This is a genomic window from Pseudomonas sp. B1-22 (assembly GCF_050474425.1).
In the GTDB taxonomy this organism is placed as follows: domain Bacteria; phylum Pseudomonadota; class Gammaproteobacteria; order Pseudomonadales; family Pseudomonadaceae; genus Pseudomonas.
Map to the genome: position 1 here is coordinate 144,959 of NZ_JBCHVH010000003.1, position 18,203 is coordinate 163,161.

Genomic DNA, 18,203 nt, shown 5'->3' on the forward strand with positions numbered 1-18,203 from the left:
GTTTACGATCTGCTGCGCGTCGGCATAACTGCGTTAAAAACAGGCTCGAACTGCTTATTTACTCTCCGCGTCCTCGCCTGTTTGATTCGCTGGCGCTCACCCTTCGGGCCAGCCTGCGGCTGTTACTCCCGTTGGTCGTTGCGCCTTGTTCTGCGCCAGCGTGCGAGATCGTAAACAGGTTCTGAGCCTGATCAGTCGGCCAGCGGAATCTCGCGGGTCACTTCGAGCAGGGCCATGGCGTCGAGCTGGTCTTCGATCTGCAGGAAGCGCAGGGCGCGGGTGGCCGAAACCTCCTTGGCGATGCGCTTGACGTACTTCTCCTTCAGGTCCTGCTTGTCGTCCTGGAGGTCCAGAACCTGCTTCTGCAGCTTGGTGGCTTCGTCGTTGCTGACCGCGCCGGTGTTATAGGCGCCGGCGTAGTCGATGATGATCGCCAGCGTCTTCTTGCTCAGCTTGTCGGCTTCGGCGCGATAGGTGTTGTAGACCGGCCAGAACTTCTCGCCTTCCTCCGGGGTGAGCTTCATGTTGGCTTCGACCAGGCGCTTGCGCTTGTAGTCGATGTCGGCGATCCGGTTGTTGATGGCCTGCTTGTGCTGCTCCATGACCTGGCTGCTGCTGGGGGTGTCGTCCGCGTGGGCGGCCAGGGGCAGGACGAGAGCGGCGCACAGGGCGAGGGCGGGATGAAGACGCATGTGAACTCCTTGATAGCGAACGGCCCTTCATGGGCCGGCGCCTAAGTGTAGCCATGGTTTGGCCGGCATTTAAGGTGTTGCGTCACTACTTCTGCGTGGCGCCGCTCCAGGGGCAATAGCAGCCGACCGCCAGGGTACGGGTCGCCTGTACGCGGCGGCCCTGCACCAGGGCTTCGAGGATTGGTTCGATGAAGCTGTTGCTGGAGGTGCACACGGCGCCTTCGCTGTAGGGGCCGACGTAGGCGAGATTGCCCTGGGCGTCCCAGATCGCCACGGCTGGCGTGGCGGGCAGTTGTTCTGCGCCGGGCAGGGTCGGCAACGTGCGCATGGACTTCAGGGTATCGGGCAGCTGTCCGTGGCTACCGGCCTTCTGCACGGCATAGAAGTCCACGCCTTGCGGCGCGAAGCGCGCGATCAGTTCGGCGAGGTGCTGCTGGTTGCCGACATTGCACGGGCAGGCCGGGTCCCAGAAATGCACCAGGCGGATGTGCCCGGGGCCGGCCAACTGCGCCGGCAGCATCAGATGATCGCCGGAGAACAGCTGCGGCTGGTGGCTGAACGGCCGGATGTAGCGCTTCTCATACCACCCGTAGGTGCTGAGCAGGCCGGCGAGGCAGAGGGCGGCGATCAGCCAGCCGATGAGCGTTTTGCGGCGGGTGGACATGGCATTTCTCGAAAGACGGCGGCCGGTAAGTAGCCGCCAAGCTTGCCATGATGGCGCCCGCGGCTGAATATCCCAGCAGCGCGCCGCGCTCTCCTTTCATTTTCTGTCAATAAGCGAATCGCCCATGCCTGAAGCCTTCCAGCCCGATCTGCTGCGTCCGCTCCTGCGACCACTGACCGCAGCGACGATGGAGGGCGGCATCGCGTTGTACCAGCGCTTCTACGGCCTCGACCTGGCCGGGCGTTATCCCGGCCTGCAAAGCCGCCTGGGCACCTTCGAGGCGGGCGGCTATCGCATCGCCGTGCAGCTCTGGCGGCCGGCGCTGGCGCGCGGCACCCTGCTGCTGATGCATGGCTATTACGACCACATGGGCCTGTACCGCCATGTGATCGACTGGGCGGTGGGCATGGGCTTTGCGGTGCTGGCCTGCGACCTGCCGGGACACGGCCTGTCCGAAGGCAAGGCGGCGAGCATCGGCGACTTCTCCGAGTACCAGACGGTGCTGGCCGGCCTGCTCGGCCAGGCCCAGGCACTGGGCCTGCCGCAGCCGTGGCACCTGTGCGGGCAGAGTACCGGCGGAGCGATCCTGCTGGACTATCTGCTGAGCGGCGGGATGCGGCCGGAGCTGGGACGAACCATCCTGCTGGCGCCGCTGGTGCGCCCGCGTGCCTGGGGCTGGTCGAAATTGAGCTATCAGGTGCTGCGGCCTTTCGTGGATTCGATTCCGCGGCGCTTTACCGAAAACTCGACCGATCCGGATTTCCTGACGTTCCTGCGCGATCGCGATCCGCTGCAGCCGCGCACCCTGCCGACCGCCTGGGTAGGCGCGCTGGCGCGCTGGATTCCGCGCATCGAGGCTGCCCCGCCGGGCGCGCAAAGCCTGCTGGTGGTGCAGGGCGACGCCGATGAGACGGTGGACTGGCAGTACAACCTGAGGGTGCTGGAGGAGAAGTTCGAGAAGATCGAGTGCCTGCTGCTCACCGGCGCGCGGCACCATCTGGCGAACGAGAGCGAGACCTTGCGTCAGCGCTACTTCGAGTTTCTCAGCGAGAGACTGGGATAAGGGTGGAATCTGGAGCGAGTGGGGGTGTGTCCTTCACTCCCTGCGCCATCCTCCTCAGGCGCCACCCCCGCTACGACGGAAGTGATTCTAAGTGGGGCGTTCCTCGGAGTGGTCTCCAAACGCGGTAGGTAAAATCCGATCATTGACCGTCGTCGGAAGCCGACAATCCGGCGCGCAGGGCGGCCAGGGCGGCGCGATAGTAGTCGCGCCCGGCCGGGGACTCGCTGAATGCGGCGAACTGGCTCAGCTCGGCATCGTCCAGCCCGCGATAGACGTAGAGCAGGGTGTTATCCAGGTCGGCGCCGATCTGTCCCATCAGCTTCTGCCGCTGGCCGTCGAGCATGCCCTGGGCCTGTCCGCCGCCGAGCAGGCCGGGGAGCATCTGGCTGAGGCTGTCGGCAGCGACGCTGGCCAGCGCCAGGCTTACCTCCGCACCGGCTTCGCGGGCCGGCAACACCTTGCCCAGTCGCTGTACCAGGTGGCGCCGGGCGTCGCTGGCCTGCTGGCGCGGCAGGCCGTTGGCGTACTTGAGCAACTGGTCGCTGCGGGTGGCGAAGGTCTCGGCGGTGGCGACCTTGTGGCCCAGGGGGGATTCGAAGAAGGTCAGCGCCGGTATACTGTCCGGCAGGTTCTGGCGCAGGCTGGAGAGGGCGCGCTGGTCGATGTCGGCGGCGGCGAAGCGGCGGTTGCTGTTGTCCACCAGGGCCTGGTAGAGCGCTGGCGGCAGGTTGCCCTGGTAGCGCTTCTGCGCGGTATGCAGGGCGTCGTTGAAGTGCGCGCGCTGCTCGGGCCAACCGGCGGCCTGGTAGAGGCGCTGGTAATTGTCAGCCAGGGCAGGCATGCCCAGTACCAGAAGAGTGAGGGCCAGCAGTACGCGCATTGCAACTCCTTGTGGGCGGCAGGGTTCGCTCGCCGGTGGCTATTGTCGGCAAGGCTTGCCCCGCTTGTCGAGCCACTGGCGTCGGACGTTACAATGCGTCATGGATTTCGACGCCCCTTCTCCATTTATGCAAGGCCCCCTCCTGCACCGCATCGTTGACGACCTCGCCGACAAGGGCTGGTCGCAACAGGACGCCTTTCTTCCCGATGCCCTGATCGCCCGGCTGGCGACGGAATGCCGTGCCCGCGATGCAGCCGGCAAGCTGGCCGCCGCCGCCATCGGCCGGGGTGAAGGGCAGGCGGTGCGCGAAGGCATCCGCGGCGACCGTATCCAGTGGATAGAGCCGGGCCAGTCCGAGGCCTGTGATCTCTATCTGGACGCGCTGGATGCGCTGCGCCAGCTGATCAACCGCTCGCTCTACCTCGGTCTGGAAGACTTCGAGGGGCATTTCGCCCTCTACCCGCCGGGGGCGTTCTACCAGAAGCACCTGGACCGCTTCCGCGACGACGATCGCCGTACCCTCTCGGCGGTGTTCTATCTCAATGCCGACTGGCGGGAAGAGCAGGGTGGCGCGTTGCGCATGTACCTGCCCGACGAACAGACGCTGGACCTGGCGCCGATCGGCGGTCGGCTGGTGCTGTTCCTCTCCAGCGAGTTCCCCCACGAAGTGCTGCCGGCCAGCCACGAGCGGCTGTCCTTGACCGGCTGGTTCCGCCGGCGCGGTGATTCGTCCTTCTGAGCCGTCCGGCTCAGTGTCCCCAGACCTTCAGGGTCCCGCTGATGTCCTGGATGTCGCGGATTTCCAGCGTGCCCAGGCGCCCGTTGCCGACATAGAGATCGCCGATCACCCGCAGGCGGATGGTCTGCGCCGGCAGGCCGCTGGCATTGAGCTGCTGGTTGATGCTGGTGAGGTCCGGCAACGTCAGGGCGAGCTGCTGTTTGCCGCTGGCATTGCGTACCACGTCCACCTGCAAGGTTGGCTGCTCGATGCCGAAGATCGGCAGGCTCAGTCCCAGTTGCGCGGCGCCGTAGGGCAGGCTGCCGCCACGGCCATTGGGGCAGTCGCCGGCCTTCACGCAGCCGTTGTCGATGGAGACGTTGCGCAGCGAGACGCTGCCGCCGTCATCGTTCCAGGCGGCGCTGCCGATGTGGGCCAGCACGTCGGCACGGATGCTGATGCCGTCCTGTCCGGTGACCGTACCGAGACTCTCGTTGTCGAGGGCTTCGAGGGCGGCCTGGCTGACCGACAGGTGGAGAAGCGCCGCGGTGGCTGCGGACAGGGCGAACAGGCGGGACATGGTCAGGGCTCCGAGGGATTTGGCCGGTGCGTCAGTCTGGTCAGCCGCCGCCAGCCCGGCCAGTGCCGGACGACGTTTCCCGCCAAAGGTTGTGCTCCATCGACGGGCCGACGGTCGGTAGCAGCGTGCGCGTCCCGACTTTTGGCGGGCTCGAAATCCCTCGAAACGGATCGCCGATGAATGTCGTGTTACCCCGCGTGACCCAATGAAATCGAGCGACTAGTCTGTGGCATTCGATTTGGAGTGATTGGCCCATGCAGAAGGTTCTCGTCAGCCGTTGCCTGCTCGGACATCGCGTTCGCTACGACGGTGGTGCCCATGGCCCGTTCGACCTGCTGGCGCGCTGGCTGGCCCAGGGGCGCGTGGTGCCGCTGTGCCCGGAAGTGGCCGGCGGCCTGCCAACGCCGCGCGCGCCGGCGGAGATTCCCGGTGGCCAGGGCATGGCCGTGCTGGAACGCGTGAAGCCCGTTGTCACGGTGGATGGGGAGGATGTCAGCCAGGCGTTCCTGCTGGGTGCCGACGCGGCGGTGAAGCTGGTGCGGCATCACGATATCCGCCTGGCCGTGCTGAAGGCACGCAGCCCGTCCTGCGGCAACCGCGAGAACTATGACGGCAGCTTCAGCGGGCGGAAGGTCGCCGGCGAGGGCGTTACTGCCGCCGCGCTCAAGCGCATGGGGGTGCTGGTATTCAGCGAGGAGGAGCTGGACGCCGCCGCGGTCTGCCTGGCCGGCCTGGAAGCCGGAGGCTAGAGCGGTCGAAGACATTTGAAGACGCACTCTTTTTCTTGAGCCCACGGGGGAGCCGCCTATGCTTGTGGGTTCCATGCGGGTGAACGGTTGCCATTGCAGGGCGCGCGTTCCCCGAATCCCATGAAGAAGGAGAATCCCATGAGAACCATGCTGCCTTGCCTCGGTCTCGCTGCGCTGCTCGCCGCGTCTTCCGCGATTGCTGCCGACATGCCGCGCACCCCGGCCCCGGAAGGCGCCAAGGTGTACTTCATCGAGCCGGCTGACGGCGCCACCGTCGGCAAGACCTTCACCGTGAAGTTCGGCCTCAAGGGCATGGGCGTTGCGCCCGCCGGCGTGGACTCGCCGGCCACCGGCCACCACCACCTGCTGATCGACCTGAAGGAGCAGCCGGCGATGAACCTGCCGCTGCCGATGAACGACACCATCAAGCATTTCGGCAAAGGCCAGACCGAAACCGAACTGACCCTGCCGCCGGGCAGGCACACTCTGCAGCTGCTGGTGGGCGACAAGAACCACGTCCCGCTGGACCCGCCGGTGGAGTCGCAGCAGATCACCGTCAACGTCAAATGACGGATTCTCGTTTCAACCTCGGGTTGATATATGCGTAGGAGCGGACTTCGTCCGCGATAGGTTCGCATCGCGCCGGATGCCAATCGCGGACGGAGTCCGCTCCTACGTCCGTGCCATTGCGACCCATGCAGAAACGAAAAAAGGAGGCCGAAGCCTCCTTTTTTCCTGCCACTGAACCGCGCTTAGAACAGCACGCGGCTGCGGATGGTGCCGTTCACGTGCTGCAGCTTCTCCAGCGCCAGGTCGGAGTAATCGGCGTCGACGTCGATCACCACGTAGCCGACCTTGTCGTTGGTCTGCAGGTACTGGCCGGAGATGTTGATGCCGTTGTCGGCGAACACCTTGTTGATTTCGCTCATCACGCCCGGGATGTTGGCGTGGATGTGCAGCAGGCGGTGCTTGCCCGGGTGCGACGGCAGGGCCACTTCCGGGAAGTTGACCGACGATACCGAGGTACCGTTGTCGCTGTACTTGACCAGCTTCTCGGCCACTTCCAGGCCGATGTTGGCCTGGGCCTCGGCGGTGGAGCCGCCGATGTGCGGGGTCAGGATCACGCGGTCCAGGCCACGCAGCGGGCTTTCGAACTCTTCGTCGTTGGACTTGGGCTCGACCGGGAACACGTCGATGGCGGCGCCGATCAGGTGCTCGTCCTTGATCGCTTCGGCCAGGTGGTCCAGCTCGACCACGGTGCCGCGCGCGGCGTTGATCAGGATGCCGCCCTTCTTGATGGCGCGGATTTCCTTCTCGCCGATCATCCACTGGGTGGACGGCAGCTCCGGCACGTGCAGCGAAACGATGTCGGACATGCCGAGCAGCTCGTGCAGGTTGCCGACCTGCTGGGCGTTACCCAGCGGCAGCTTGGTCACGGTGTCGTAGAAGAACACCTGCATGCCCAGGGCCTCGGCCAGGACCGACAGCTGGGTGCCGATGGAGCCGTAGCCGACGATGCCCAGCTTCTTGCCGCGGATCTCGAACGAGTTGGCCGCCGACTTGATCCAGCCGCCGCGGTGGCAGGAGGCATTCTTCTCCGGGATGCCGCGCAGCAGCAGGATGGCTTCGGCCAGCACCAGCTCGGCCACCGAGCGGGTGTTGGAGTAGGGCGCGTTGAACACCGCGATGCCGCGCTCGCGGGCGGCGTCCAGGTTGACCTGGTTGGTGCCGATGCAGAAACAGCCGACAGCGATCAGCTTCTTGGCGGCATCGAAGACTTCCTCGGTGAGCTGGGTGCGGGAGCGGATACCGATGAAGTGCACATCGGCGATCTTTTCCTTCAGCTCCTCGCCGGACAGCGCGCCCTTGAGGTACTCGATGTTGGTGTAGCCGGCCGCCTTGAGGGTGTCCACGGCGTTCTGGTGTACGCCTTCAAGGAGAAGGAATTTGATCTTGCTCTTGTCGAGAGAAGTCTTGCTCATCTGCTTTGAACCTGTAGTCCCGGGAGAGTGGCTAGAAAACCAATAGCTCTGGCCGAACCGGCCGGTGCCAGGCAGCTCGGCGCCAAGTGGCGATCTGCTTGGGGTGCGTATGCTAGCATGTTCTCCCTTTTCCTTGCCCGGTTGCGACCTGAGCTGTTCTCAGGACGACCATGAATCCTTTGAGAGTTCCTCCCATGACCCGCGAAGCCCTGATCGAATCGCTCAAGCCCCTGCTGGAGCCCGGCAAGCTGCTGACTGACGCCGATTCCCTCGAGACCTACGGCAAGGACTGGACCAAGCATTTCGCCCCGGCGCCGCTGGCCATCGCCTTCCCCAAGAGCACCGAGCAGGTCCAGGCCATCGTTCGCTGGGCCAATGAGCACAAGGTCGCGCTGGTCCCCTCGGGCGGCCGCACCGGGCTCTCCGCCGCCGCCGTCGCCGCCAACGGCGAGGTGGTCGTGGCCTTCGACTACATGAACAAGATCCTCGACTTCAACGCCTTCGACCGCACCGTGGTGTGCCAGCCTGGCGTGGTGACCAAGCAGCTGCAGCTGTTCGCCGAGGAAAACGGCCTGTACTACCCGGTGGACTTCGCCTCCTCCGGCTCCAGCCAGATTGGCGGCAATATCGGCACCAATGCCGGCGGGATCAAGGTCATTCGCTACGGCATGACCCGCAACTGGGTGGCTGGCCTGAAGGTCGTCACCGGCAAGGGCGACCTGCTGGAGCTGAACAAGGACCTGATCAAGAACGCCACCGGTTACGACCTGCGCCAGCTGTTCATCGGCGCCGAGGGCACCCTGGGCTTCGTGGTCGAGGCTTCCATGCGCCTGGAACGCCAGCCGAAGAACCTCACCGCCATGGTCCTGGGCACCCCGGACTTCGATTCGATCATGCCGGTGCTGCACGCCTTCCAGAGCAAGCTCGACCTGACTGCCTTCGAATTCTTCTCCGACAAGGCCCTGGCCAAGGTCATGGCCCGTGGCGACGTGCCGCCGGCCTTCGAGACCGACTGCCCGTTCTACGCCCTGCTGGAGTTCGAGGCGACCACCGAGGAAGTGGCCAACGAGGCGCTGGCGACTTTCGAACATTGTGTAGAGCAGGGTTGGGTGCTCGACGGCGTGATGAGCCAGAGCGAGCAACAGCTGCAGAACCTGTGGAAGCTGCGCGAGTACATCTCCGAGACCATCTCCCACTGGACCCCGTACAAGAACGACATCTCGGTGACCGTCAGCAAGGTTCCGGCCTTCCTCAAGGACATCGATGCCATCGTCGAAGCCAACTACCCCGACTTCGAAGTCGTGTGGTTCGGCCACATCGGCGACGGCAACCTGCACCTGAATATCCTCAAGCCCGAGAACCTGACCAAGGACGAGTTCTTCGGCAAGTGCGCCACCGTCAACAAGTGGGTGTTCGAGACCGTGCAGAAGTACAACGGCTCGATCTCCGCCGAGCACGGTGTGGGCATGACCAAGCGCGATTACCTGGGTTACTCTCGCTCCGAGGCTGAAATCGGCTATATGAAGGCGGTCAAGGCGGTGTTCGATCCTAACGGGATCATGAACCCCGGCAAGATCTTCGCCGAGTAAGTCGCTTTATTCAGAAGGGCCGGCTCTTTGGATAGAGGGGCCGGCCCTTTGCATGTTCGCGTCACGGAATATGACGGTGCCGCCAGCAGGTGCGGGCCGCCGCGCGGGAGCATGGGCTCCGGCGAACCCTAATTCCACCCGTTCAGGAGTCGGTCATGAGTTACCAGCATCAGTACATCGACGGCACCCCGATCCATTTCACCCTGGGTAAGGTGGTCTGCGTCGGCCGCAACTACGCCGAGCACGCCAAGGAGCTGAACAACCCGGTGCCGACCGAGCCGCTGCTGTTCATCAAGCCCGGCTCCTGCACCGTACCGCTGGCCGGTGGTTTTGCCATTCCCGAAGACCGCGGCGCGGTGCACTACGAGGCAGAAATCGCCGTGCTGATCGGCAAGCCGCTGTCGCGCAAGCCCAGCGCTGAAGAGGTGCTGGATGCCATCTCCGGCTACGCACCGGCGCTGGACCTGACCCTGCGCGACGTGCAGGCCAAGCTGAAGGAAAAGGGCCTGCCCTGGGAGCTGGCCAAGTCCTTCGACGGCGCCTTCGTGCTGGCGCCCTTCGTCAGCGCCGACCACTTCCCGGACCCGACCGACATCGGCATCCGCCTCACCATCGACGGCGAAGTCCGCCAGGACGGCAACAGCCGCGACATGCTCAACCCCATCGTGCCGCTGATCCAGCACATCTGCGGGCACTTCTCGCTGCAGCCGGGCGACGTGGTTTCCACCGGCACGCCAGTCGGAGTCGGGCCGCTTTCCAGCGGCAATGAACTGGTGCTGGAACTTCCCGGCGCCAGCCGCTTCGAAAGCCGCGTGCTTTAACCGTTGTCCCGCCGAAGGCCGCCGTTTGTGCGGCCTTCGTTCGTTGCGGGGTGCCTTGTCCGAAACCACCCACAAGAGTCGCCATGACCATCTCCGTCCTTCGTTCTCGCTGGCTGCTGCTGGCACTGCTGCTCCTGCTGATCGTGCTCGCCGTGCTGACCGTGCGCTTCCACTGGGACGACCGCGCCCGTCTCTGGTTGCGTGAGCAGGACACCAGCGCGCAGGAGCGTGCCGAGAGCGTCTGGCTGCCCAGCTACCGCGCCGTAATCCAGGCCAAGCAATTGACCGGCGGACTCGAAGGCCAGGAGGCTTCGGATCTGGCCTATAACCCGGTGACTCGCACCCTGTTCACCGTGACCGGCAAGAAGCCGCTGCTGGCCGAGCTGTCCCTGACCGGCGACGTGCTGCGGGTGATCCCGCTGCTGGGCATGTCCAACCCCGAGGGCGTGGCGGTGCTGGAGAACGGCAACATCGCCGTGACCGACGAGCGCAAGAACTCGCTGACCATCTTCCACGTCGACCCACAGACCCGTGAGCTGAGCACCGAGAAGCTGGCCAGCTTCGACCTCGGCCCGCGCGGGAAGAAGAACAAGGGTATCGAGGGCATCGCCTGGGACCCGCGCCAGCACCGCCTGGTCCTGGGGCAGGAGCGTGATCCGCTGGCGCTGTTCAGCCTGCCCAGCGACGGCGGCCCGAGCGTGAGTGGCACCCTGCAGCCGCTGGCCAGTGACCTGCTGATGACCAACGTCTCGGCGCTGAGCATCGATCCGCGTACCGGCCATACCCTGGTGCTGTCGGCGGAGTCGCACCTGCTGCTGGAACTGAATGAAAAGGGTCAGCCGGTGAGCTTCATCAGCCTGCTCGGCGGCCTCAACGGCCTGCACGGGAAGATTCCGCGCGCCGAGGGTGTGGCCATCGACGAGCAGGGCACCATCTATATGGTCAGCGAGCCCGACCTGTTCTACGTGTTCAAGCGCGAAGCAGTGCCGGCCAAGGCCGACTGATACAGGTCGGGGGGCTGTGGCGCCCGGGGCGTTTAAGTTTGGGTTAAGCACGGATTCAGGCTGGTTTCAGCCACCGGCAATAAGCTGACCCCATCGAAAACGCCCTGGAGGCCAATCCATGAAACTGACTCATCTCCCCCTGATCGCTGCCGCTGGCCTGTTCTCCACCCTCACCCTGGCCGCTGGCTACACCGGCCCGGGCAGCGACGCCAAGCCCGCTGCCGCCGCTACGCAGGTCACCACGGTCAAGCAGGCGCAGTCCGCCGCCGACGATACCCCGGTGGTGCTGGAGGGCGTGATCACCAAACGCATCGGTGGCGAGCACTACGAGTTCAAGGATGCCACCGGCAGCATCCAGGTCGAGATCGACCACGACGACTGGCCGGCGGGCGCGTCGGTCTCCGAGAGCACCAAGGTGCGTCTGACGGGTGAAGTCGATCACCACAAGCAGAAGGCCACCGATATCGACGTGGATCGCGTCGAAGTTCTGCAGTAAGCCTGCCCCAATAAAAAGCCGCGCCGGGAACCTCATCCCCGGCGCGGCTTTCTCGTTTTTGCGTAGGGCGTACAACCGTTCGCGCTTATACGCCCTACGGGCAGGCATCAGCCGATACTGTCGAAGCCCTGCAGCACGTTCACAGCATTGATGCCGATTTCCTCCACCGCGTAACCGCCCTCCATGACGAACAGGGTCGGCAGGCCGAGCCTGCCGATGGCTTCGCCCATGCGCAGGTAGTCCGGGCTGTCCAGCTTGAACTGGGAGATCGGGTCTTCCTTGAAGGTGTCCACGCCCAGCGAGACGATCAGCACGTCCGGGGCAAAGGCGGAAATCTGCCGGATCGCCGCCTGCAGCGCCAGGCTCCACACCGACCAGTCGCTGCCGGAGGCCAGCGGGTAGTTGAAGTTGAAGCCTTCGCCCACGCCCTGGCCCTTCTCGTCGGCATAGCCGAGGAAGTAGGGATACTCGAAGCGCGGATCGCCGTGGATCGAGGTGAACAGCACATCGGCGCGGTCATAGAAGATGTCCTGGGTGCCGTTGCCGTGGTGGTAGTCCACGTCGAGGATGGCGACCCGGCTGGCGCCCTGGTCGAGGATCGACTGGGCGGCGATGGCGGCGTTGTTGAGGAAGCAGTAGCCGCCCATGAAGTCCGCCGAGGCGTGGTGTCCCGGCGGGCGGCACAGCGAGAATACCGAGCGCGCGCCCTTGGCCAGTTCGGCCTGGCCGGTCATGGCGACGTTCACCGAGCTGGTGATCGCCTGCCAGGTGCCGGCGGTGATCGGTGCGCCGGCGTCGAAGGAGTAGTAGCCCAGGCGGCCGTCGATGCTGTCCGGCTCCTTCTGCCGCAGGCGCCGGGTAGGCCAGGCAATCGGCAGCATGTCGTGGGTGCGGCCGGTGGCCAGCCAGTCGCGCCAGGCGTGTTGCAGGAAGCGCACGAAGCCCTCGTCATGCACCCGCAGGATCGGCTCCAGGCCGAAGTCGCGCGGGCCCTGGATGTCGCCCAGTTTCACCGCCTTGACCCGGTCCAGCACCATGTCGGCGCGGCTAGGCTTCTCGTAGCAGGGAGTGAACTGGCCGCCGATCAGCTCGTGCTGACCGTGGTGCAAGCGATGGTCGTCGGTGTAGATCGTCAACATCACGCGCTCCTCATGGCGCCCGGCGGCGCCCGCTGGTTCCGGTTGTCAGGTCGCGTTCGACGCGTGCCGGGCCAGGCCCGGGCGCGTCGAACACAGGGTCAGGCGTTTTCCTCGAAGTTCACGCTCGGTGCCTTGCGGCGGAAGCCGCCGGTGTGCACCGCCAGGTAGGTAAAGCCGACGGCGAACCAGCTCAGGCCGACGATCAGGGTCAGCTGAGACAGGCTGGTCCACAGCCATAGGGTCAGGCACAGGCCGACGAAGGGGATTAGCCCGTACTTGAGCAGGTTGGCTGCGCCGCGACGGCGCTCGACGCCCAGGTAGGTGCGGATCACCGCCAGGTTGACCACGGAGAAGGCCACCAGGGCGCCGAAGCTGATCATCGAGGCCAGGGTGGTCAGGTCCAGCACCACGGCCAGCAGGGAAATCGCCGAGACCACCAGGATCGCCACCACGGGCGTCTGGAAGCGTGCGTGCAGCGCGCCGAACAGGCTGCGCGGCAGGATGCCGTCGCGGCCCATGGTGAACAGGATGCGCGACACCGAGGCCTGCGAGGCCAGCGCCGAGCCGATGCAGCCGGCGATGTAGGCGGCGGTGAAGAAGTTGGTCAGGAACTGCCCGCCGGCCTTGAGCATGACCTCGTTGGCCGCCGAGTCGGCGTTCTGGAACACGCTGCCGGGGAACACCAGCTGGCTGATCACCGCCAGCAGGGTGAACATCAGGCCGGCGATCACGGTGGTGATGATGATCGCGCGCGGGATGTCGCGGCGGGCGTCACGGGTTTCCTCGGCCATGGTCGAGACCGCGTCGAAGCCCAGGAACGACAGGCACAGCACGGCCGCGCCAGCCATCAGCGGGGCGAAACCGGGTTTGCTGCCGTCACCGGTGAAAGGCAGGGCGAAGTCCAGCGCCGGGGCGCCGGAGAGGCTTTTGAACGACATCGCGACGAACACCACGATGAACACCAGCTGCGCGCCGACGATGACGTTGCTCATGCCGGCCACCTGGCTGATGCCGACCACGTTGAGCACGGTGACCAGGGCGATGGAGGCGACCACGAAGACCCAGGCCGGGATTTCCGGGAAGGCGATGTTCATGAACAGGCCGATGAGCAGGTAATTGATCATCGGCAGGAACAGGTAATCGAGCAGCAGCGACCAGCCGGACAGGAAGCCGACTGCCGGGCCGAAGCTCAGGCTGGTGTAGGAGTAGGCCGAACCCGAGATCGGGTACTTGCGCACCATGAAGCTGTAGGAGGCGGCGGTGAACAGCATCGCCAGCAGGGTGATCAGGTAGGCGGTGGCGGTACGGCCGCCGGTCATCTCGGTGACCACGCCGTAGGTGGTGAACATGGTCAGCGGGACCATGTAGACCAGGCCGAAGAAGACCAGGGCGGGCAGGCCCAGGACGCGTTTCAGGCGGGCATCGGCGGAGGCCGTGTCACCCTTGTTGGTGTGTGCAGTGCTGGCGCTGTGTTGGCTGGCCATGGGGGATTCCTCGCGATTCTTGTGTTCTGGTGCGGGCGGGCGGCGTTCGGTGGCCGTCCGGATGTCGTCGGCTTACGGCTCAGCCGCAGCGATGACGACGCGCGAGGAATGAAGGGCTGTGCTGCAGGGTGACGCAAAAGCTGGTCATGGGCGTTCTCGGGGATTTGTTCTTGTGGATAACGCGCTCGCGTTCCCTTGGGATATTCCCGCGCCACTGATCGTGGCGCCGGAGCTGGCCGCCTTTCCTGCCGCTCCCTGCGCGAGCGGCCCGACTCTAGCAACCGGGGTGGCCGGGCAGAACCCTGCAAAGGGTCAAAAAGGGATCGAAATGGCCAAAATGACTGTCAGGGTCACCCGGCGCGCACCGCCGCGCCGGGTGCCTTCCGGATCATTTCTTCAGCTTGGTCCACACCTTGGAGCGCAGTTGCAGCGCCTTGGGCGAGCACAGCTGGAAGGGTTTCAGGCGATCCAGCTTGTCGGCCGGGGTGTTGATCGCCGGGTCGTCGAACAGCTCCTTCTCCATGTACTTGTCCGAGCCTTCGATGGCGTTGTTGTACTTGGCGAAGTTGGAGGCGGCGGCGATGTTTTCCGGCTGCATCATCCAGTTGAGGAAGACGTGAGCTTCCTTGATGTTGGTGGCGTCCTTGGGAATGGCCAGGTTGTCGATGAACAGGCGGATGCCTTCCTTCGGATAGACGTAGACCAGGCTGGCGCGCTGGGCGTGGGCGCGGTGGAAGGCGCCGTTCCACTGCTGGTGCATGGAGACTTCACCGGCGGCCATGCGCTCGATGGTACCGTCGCTGTTGTACATCGCCAGCATCGGTTTTTGCTTGAGCAGCAGCTCCTGGATCTTCGCCGCTTCCTTCGGGTCCTCCGTGCACTCGTTGATGCCCAGGTAGTAGGACGCCGGGGCGTACAGCTCTTCGATGGAGTTGAGCGCCACCACCTTGCCCTTCAGCTCGGCCGGCGGCTCGAAGAAGGGCTTCCAGCTTTCCTCCAGTTTGCCGCCCGGCACCTTGGCGCTGTCGTAGCTGTAGCCGGTGGTGCCCCACAGGTAGGGGATGGTGTAGTCGTGGCCCGGGTCGTAGCTCAGGGTCTTGAACTTGTCTTTCAGGTTGGCCAGGTTCGGCAGCTGCGCCTTGTCGAGCTTCTGCAGCAGGTCTTCCTTGACGAAGATTTCGATGAAGCTGTCCGAGGGCACCACGACGTCATAGGCGCCACCGCCGGCCTTGAGCTTGGCCAGCAGGGTTTCGTTGCTGTCGTAGGAGTCCAGGGTGGCGTGGATGCCGGTGTCCTTCTCGAACTTCTTCAAAAGCTCCGGCGGGAAATAGTCCGACCAGTTGGCGAAGTGCAGGGTGCCTTCGGCATGGGCGCTGCCGGCCAGCAGCAGGCTGGCGGCGACGAGCGCACGGGCGATGGGGGTACGGCGGAATTTCATCGGTGAAGCTCCTTGCAATGTTGTTTTGTTTTGGCGGCAGGAGGTCAGCGGCGACGCTGGCCGACGTAGTACGACAACGCAACGAACGCGATGGAAATCAACAGTATTATTGAGGAAATGGCGTTGATCTTCGGGGAAATCCCCATGCGGATGGAGCTGAAGATATACACCGGCAGGGTGGTGGCCCCGGCACCGGCGACGAAGTAGGTGATGACGAAGTCGTCCATCGAGATGATGAACGCCAGCATCGCCCCGGAGAGGATGCCCGGCATCAGCAGCGGGAAGGTCACCTTCCAGAAGGTCTTCCAGGGCGAGGCGTAGAGGTCCGCCGCCGCTTCGGCCAGCCTGGGATCCATGCCTTCGAGACGCGCGCGGATCGGCAGGTAGGCGAAGGGGATGCAGAACACCACGTGCGCCAGCAGGATGGTGAACAGCGACAGTTTCAGGCCGATGAAGGCGAAGAACATCAGGGTCGCCACGGCGGTGACGATCTCCGGCACCAGCAGCGGCAGGCCCAGCACGCCGCTCATCAGACCCTGGCCACGGAAGGTCCGCCCGCGCATGCCCAGGGCGGCGAGGGTGGCCAGCGTGGTGGAGATAATCGTGGCGAGACTGGCGACGATCAGCGAGTTCTTCGCCGCGCGGAGGATTTCCGGATCGTCCGCCACCACCGAGTACCATTTCAGGCTGAAGCTTTCCCACAGGGTCGCCGACTGGCCGCTGTTGAAGCTCAGCACCACCAGTACGAGGATCGGGATGTAGAGGAAGGCGAAGAACAGCCAGGCGGCGGGCCGCACGCCGGTGAAGCGCCAGAGCGGGTTGGCCGACTTCATGGATGACCTCCCGCGGTGCCCTGCTTGAAGCGCATGCTGTAGATCATCATCGCCAGCAGCACGAAGGCCAGCAGGGCGAAGGACAGCGCCGCACCGAACGGCCAGTTGTGCGCCGTGCCGAACTGCAGCTGGATCAGGTTGCCGATCATCAGCGACTTACCGCCGCCCAGAAGCTCGGGAATGATGTAGCTGCCCAGCGAGGGGATGAACACCAGGATGCAGCCGGCGACGATGCCGGGCATGGCCAGCGGCACGATGATTCGCTTGAGCGCTTTCCAGCGGTTGGCGCCGAGGTCGAAGGCTGCTTCCACCAGGCGCCAGTCCATCTTTTCCAGGCTGGTGTAGATGGGCAGGACCATGAACGGCAGGTAGGTGTAGAGCAGGCCGATGATCACCGCGTTGTCGGTATAGAGCAGGCCGATGGAGGCGTCGGAGAAGCCCAGCCCGTGCAGCCCCTCGTCGATCAGGCCGCCGTTGCGCAACAGCAGGATCCAGGCATAGACCCGCACCAGCAGGTTGGTCCAGAACGGTACCGTGACCAGGAACAGCAGCAGGTTGCGCCGGCGTTCGTCCTGCAGCGCCAGGTACAGCGCGGTGGGGAAGCCGATCAGCAGGCAGCCCAGGGTGGTCAGGATCGACAGCCAGAACGAGCGCTGGAAGATGCCCAGGTAGTCGGCGTTGAACGACAGGCTGTCGTCCAGGTCGCGCTCCCAGAGGAAGTTGATGTAAGCCTCGACGGTGTGCTGGCCCCATTTCACGCCGCCGTAGTCTCCCGGTGCCTGGATCGACACGGCGAACATGATGCCCAGCGGCAGGACGAGGAACACCAGCAGCATGATCATCGCCGGGCTGGTCAGGGCCAGGCGATTGAACAGCGATTTGCGTTCGGCTTGTGCGCGCAGCGTACTCATTCGGCCAGTACCCGGATGGCGGTGGCGGGTACGCGGACCCGTACCCGTGCGCCCGGGGCGTGGGTGGAATGGGCGCCGTCGCGGTTCTGCTGACGTACGCGGAAGCCGCCCTGACCGGCGACGTTGAGGTGGTACACGGTGTCGGTGCCGACGTAGACGATGTTCTCCACCACGCCTTCGAGCTGGCCGTCCTGGGCGAGCTCGGTGCGTTCCGGGCGGATCGCCAGGGTCACCTTGCCGGGCAGGGTGGTCGCGGCCGGCAGCACCTGGCCGTCGGGCAGGCGCACGCCGTCGCCGCTGGATTCGCCTTCGAGGAAGTTGGTCTCGCCGATGAAGTCGGCCACCAGGCGGTTGACCGGTGCCTCGTAGATTTCCGTCGGCGTGCCGATCTGCATGACCTTGCCGCGACTCATCACCGCGATGCGGTCGGACATGGTCAGGGCTTCTTCCTGGTCGTGGGTGACGAAGATGAAGGTGATGCCGGTCTCGTGCTGCAGGCGCTTGAGCTCGATCTGCATCTCCTTGCGCAGCTTGAGGTCCAGCGCGGAGAGCGATTCGTCGAGCAGCAGCACCTTGGGCCGGCTGGCCAATGCGCGGGCCAGGGCGATGCGCTGCTGCTGGCCGCCGGAGAGCTGGTCGGCGCGGCGCTTGCCGACGTCCGGCAGGCGCACCAGGTCGAGCATCTTCTGCACGGTGGCGTCGATGTCGTTGCGACTCTTGCCCTGCATTTCCAGGCCGAAGGCGATGTTTTCCGCCACCGTCATGTGGGGGAACAGGGCGTAGCTCTGGAAGACGGTGTTGACCGGGCGCTTGAAGGGCGGGAGGCCTTCCATCGCATCGCCGTAGAGGCGGATGCTGCCGGAGGAGGGTTGTTCGAAGCCGGCGATCAGTCGCAGCAAGGTGGTCTTGCCGCAGCCCGAAGGCCCGAGGAGGGTGAAGAATTCGTTGGCGCGGATTTCCAGTGACACGTCGTCCAGAGCCTTGAGGCCTTGTCCGGGTGTACCGAACTCCATGCATATCCGCTCGATGGTGATCGCGCTGGTCATGCTGGTACCATGCAGTTAAGCAGTTGTTATTGTTGAGGTTTTACGGTTTCTGAGACCGTTTCACCTAGCTGCGGATTGATAATGACCAAGCAGCCCGGTACGCAGAACGATAGA

19 protein-coding genes are annotated in these 18,203 nt (G+C 64.8%); 8 read left to right on the forward strand and 11 right to left on the reverse strand.

Annotated elements, in window-relative coordinates; all coding sequences use genetic code 11:
* Positions 1–191: 191 nt before the first annotated feature.
* Positions 192–692, reverse strand: a complete 501-nt coding sequence (locus ACQ5BL_RS12690) for a transcriptional regulator (RefSeq protein WP_207886403.1) — start codon at positions 690–692, stop codon at positions 192–194.
* 85 nt (positions 693–777) lie between these two features.
* Positions 778–1,356 (reverse strand): DUF6436 domain-containing protein, encoded by a 579-nt coding sequence (locus ACQ5BL_RS12695; protein ID WP_430293161.1) that lies wholly within the window; start codon positions 1,354–1,356, stop codon positions 778–780.
* Between the two features lie 124 nt (positions 1,357–1,480).
* Here ACQ5BL_RS12695 and ACQ5BL_RS12700 point away from each other — a divergent pair, with 124 nt between their 5' ends.
* Positions 1,481–2,419, forward strand: a complete 939-nt coding sequence (locus ACQ5BL_RS12700; RefSeq protein WP_243803992.1) for an alpha/beta hydrolase — start codon at positions 1,481–1,483, stop codon at positions 2,417–2,419.
* A gap of 139 nt (positions 2,420–2,558) precedes the next feature.
* Here the strand turns inward: ACQ5BL_RS12700 and ACQ5BL_RS12705 are convergent, their stop codons facing one another.
* Positions 2,559–3,299 carry a hypothetical protein gene (locus ACQ5BL_RS12705; RefSeq protein ID WP_243803994.1) on the reverse strand — a complete coding sequence of 247 codons (741 nt, stop codon included), beginning with the start codon at positions 3,297–3,299 and terminating at the stop codon, positions 2,559–2,561.
* Positions 3,300–3,426: 127 nt separating this feature from the next.
* On the opposite strand from ACQ5BL_RS12705, the gene ACQ5BL_RS12710 reads away from it, so the two are divergent.
* Positions 3,427–4,038 carry a 2OG-Fe(II) oxygenase gene (locus ACQ5BL_RS12710; protein WP_243803996.1) on the forward strand — a complete coding sequence of 204 codons (612 nt, stop codon included), beginning with the start codon at positions 3,427–3,429 and terminating at the stop codon, positions 4,036–4,038.
* Positions 4,039–4,048: 10 nt separating this feature from the next.
* On the opposite strand, the gene ACQ5BL_RS12715 is transcribed toward ACQ5BL_RS12710, so the two are convergent.
* Positions 4,049–4,597, reverse strand: coding sequence for a DUF6160 family protein (locus ACQ5BL_RS12715; protein ID WP_243803998.1), 549 nt, complete (start codon positions 4,595–4,597; stop codon positions 4,049–4,051).
* Positions 4,598–4,851: 254 nt separating this feature from the next.
* Here ACQ5BL_RS12715 and ACQ5BL_RS12720 point away from each other — a divergent pair, with 254 nt between their 5' ends.
* Positions 4,852–5,346, forward strand: coding sequence for a DUF523 domain-containing protein (locus ACQ5BL_RS12720; RefSeq protein ID WP_243804000.1), 495 nt, complete (start codon positions 4,852–4,854; stop codon positions 5,344–5,346).
* Positions 5,347–5,484: 138 nt separating this feature from the next.
* The gene (locus ACQ5BL_RS12725; protein ID WP_243804001.1) at positions 5,485–5,916 is read left to right on the forward strand and encodes a DUF4399 domain-containing protein; all 432 of its coding nucleotides are present in this window, start codon (positions 5,485–5,487) and stop codon (positions 5,914–5,916) included.
* A 182-nt stretch (positions 5,917–6,098) separates the two neighbouring features.
* Here ACQ5BL_RS12725 and serA read toward each other — a convergent pair whose 3' ends face one another.
* Positions 6,099–7,328 carry a phosphoglycerate dehydrogenase gene (serA, locus tag ACQ5BL_RS12730; RefSeq protein WP_207886395.1) on the reverse strand — a complete coding sequence of 410 codons (1,230 nt, stop codon included), beginning with the start codon at positions 7,326–7,328 and terminating at the stop codon, positions 6,099–6,101.
* 194 nt (positions 7,329–7,522) lie between these two features.
* Here serA and ACQ5BL_RS12735 point away from each other — a divergent pair, with 194 nt between their 5' ends.
* From ACQ5BL_RS12735 to ACQ5BL_RS12750, 4 genes are all read left to right on the forward strand, one after another.
* Positions 7,523–8,917, forward strand: a complete 1,395-nt coding sequence (locus ACQ5BL_RS12735; RefSeq protein ID WP_207886394.1) for an FAD-binding oxidoreductase — start codon at positions 7,523–7,525, stop codon at positions 8,915–8,917.
* Positions 8,918–9,072: 155 nt separating this feature from the next.
* Positions 9,073–9,738, forward strand: a complete 666-nt coding sequence (locus ACQ5BL_RS12740) for a fumarylacetoacetate hydrolase family protein (RefSeq protein ID WP_243804003.1) — start codon at positions 9,073–9,075, stop codon at positions 9,736–9,738.
* Between the two features lie 83 nt (positions 9,739–9,821).
* Complete coding sequence (locus ACQ5BL_RS12745; protein ID WP_243804005.1) at positions 9,822–10,742, forward strand: SdiA-regulated domain-containing protein; 921 nt, start codon at positions 9,822–9,824, stop codon at positions 10,740–10,742.
* A gap of 118 nt (positions 10,743–10,860) precedes the next feature.
* Positions 10,861–11,238, forward strand: a complete 378-nt coding sequence (locus ACQ5BL_RS12750) for a NirD/YgiW/YdeI family stress tolerance protein (protein WP_207886391.1) — start codon at positions 10,861–10,863, stop codon at positions 11,236–11,238.
* Positions 11,239–11,345: 107 nt separating this feature from the next.
* Here the strand turns inward: ACQ5BL_RS12750 and ACQ5BL_RS12755 are convergent, their stop codons facing one another.
* The 6 genes from ACQ5BL_RS12755 to ACQ5BL_RS12780 form a co-directional block, all read right to left on the reverse strand.
* Positions 11,346–12,377 carry a histone deacetylase family protein gene (locus ACQ5BL_RS12755; protein WP_243804006.1) on the reverse strand — a complete coding sequence of 344 codons (1,032 nt, stop codon included), beginning with the start codon at positions 12,375–12,377 and terminating at the stop codon, positions 11,346–11,348.
* A 98-nt stretch (positions 12,378–12,475) separates the two neighbouring features.
* The gene (locus ACQ5BL_RS12760; RefSeq protein ID WP_243804008.1) at positions 12,476–13,861 is read right to left on the reverse strand and encodes an APC family permease; all 1,386 of its coding nucleotides are present in this window, start codon (positions 13,859–13,861) and stop codon (positions 12,476–12,478) included.
* Between the two features lie 388 nt (positions 13,862–14,249).
* Complete coding sequence (locus ACQ5BL_RS12765) at positions 14,250–15,299, reverse strand: extracellular solute-binding protein (protein ID WP_207886388.1); 1,050 nt, start codon at positions 15,297–15,299, stop codon at positions 14,250–14,252.
* Positions 15,300–15,343: 44 nt separating this feature from the next.
* Complete coding sequence (locus tag ACQ5BL_RS12770; RefSeq protein WP_207886387.1) at positions 15,344–16,132, reverse strand: ABC transporter permease; 789 nt, start codon at positions 16,130–16,132, stop codon at positions 15,344–15,346.
* The gene (locus tag ACQ5BL_RS12775) at positions 16,129–17,043 is read right to left on the reverse strand and encodes an ABC transporter permease (protein WP_430293162.1); all 915 of its coding nucleotides are present in this window, start codon (positions 17,041–17,043) and stop codon (positions 16,129–16,131) included. Before ACQ5BL_RS12775 ends, ACQ5BL_RS12770 begins: the two co-directional genes overlap by 4 nt.
* On the reverse strand, positions 17,040–18,089 hold the full coding sequence (locus ACQ5BL_RS12780) for an ABC transporter ATP-binding protein (RefSeq protein ID WP_243804012.1): 1,050 nt from the start codon (positions 18,087–18,089) through the stop codon (positions 17,040–17,042). Before ACQ5BL_RS12780 ends, ACQ5BL_RS12775 begins: the two co-directional genes overlap by 4 nt.
* Positions 18,090–18,203: the final 114 nt, after the last annotated feature.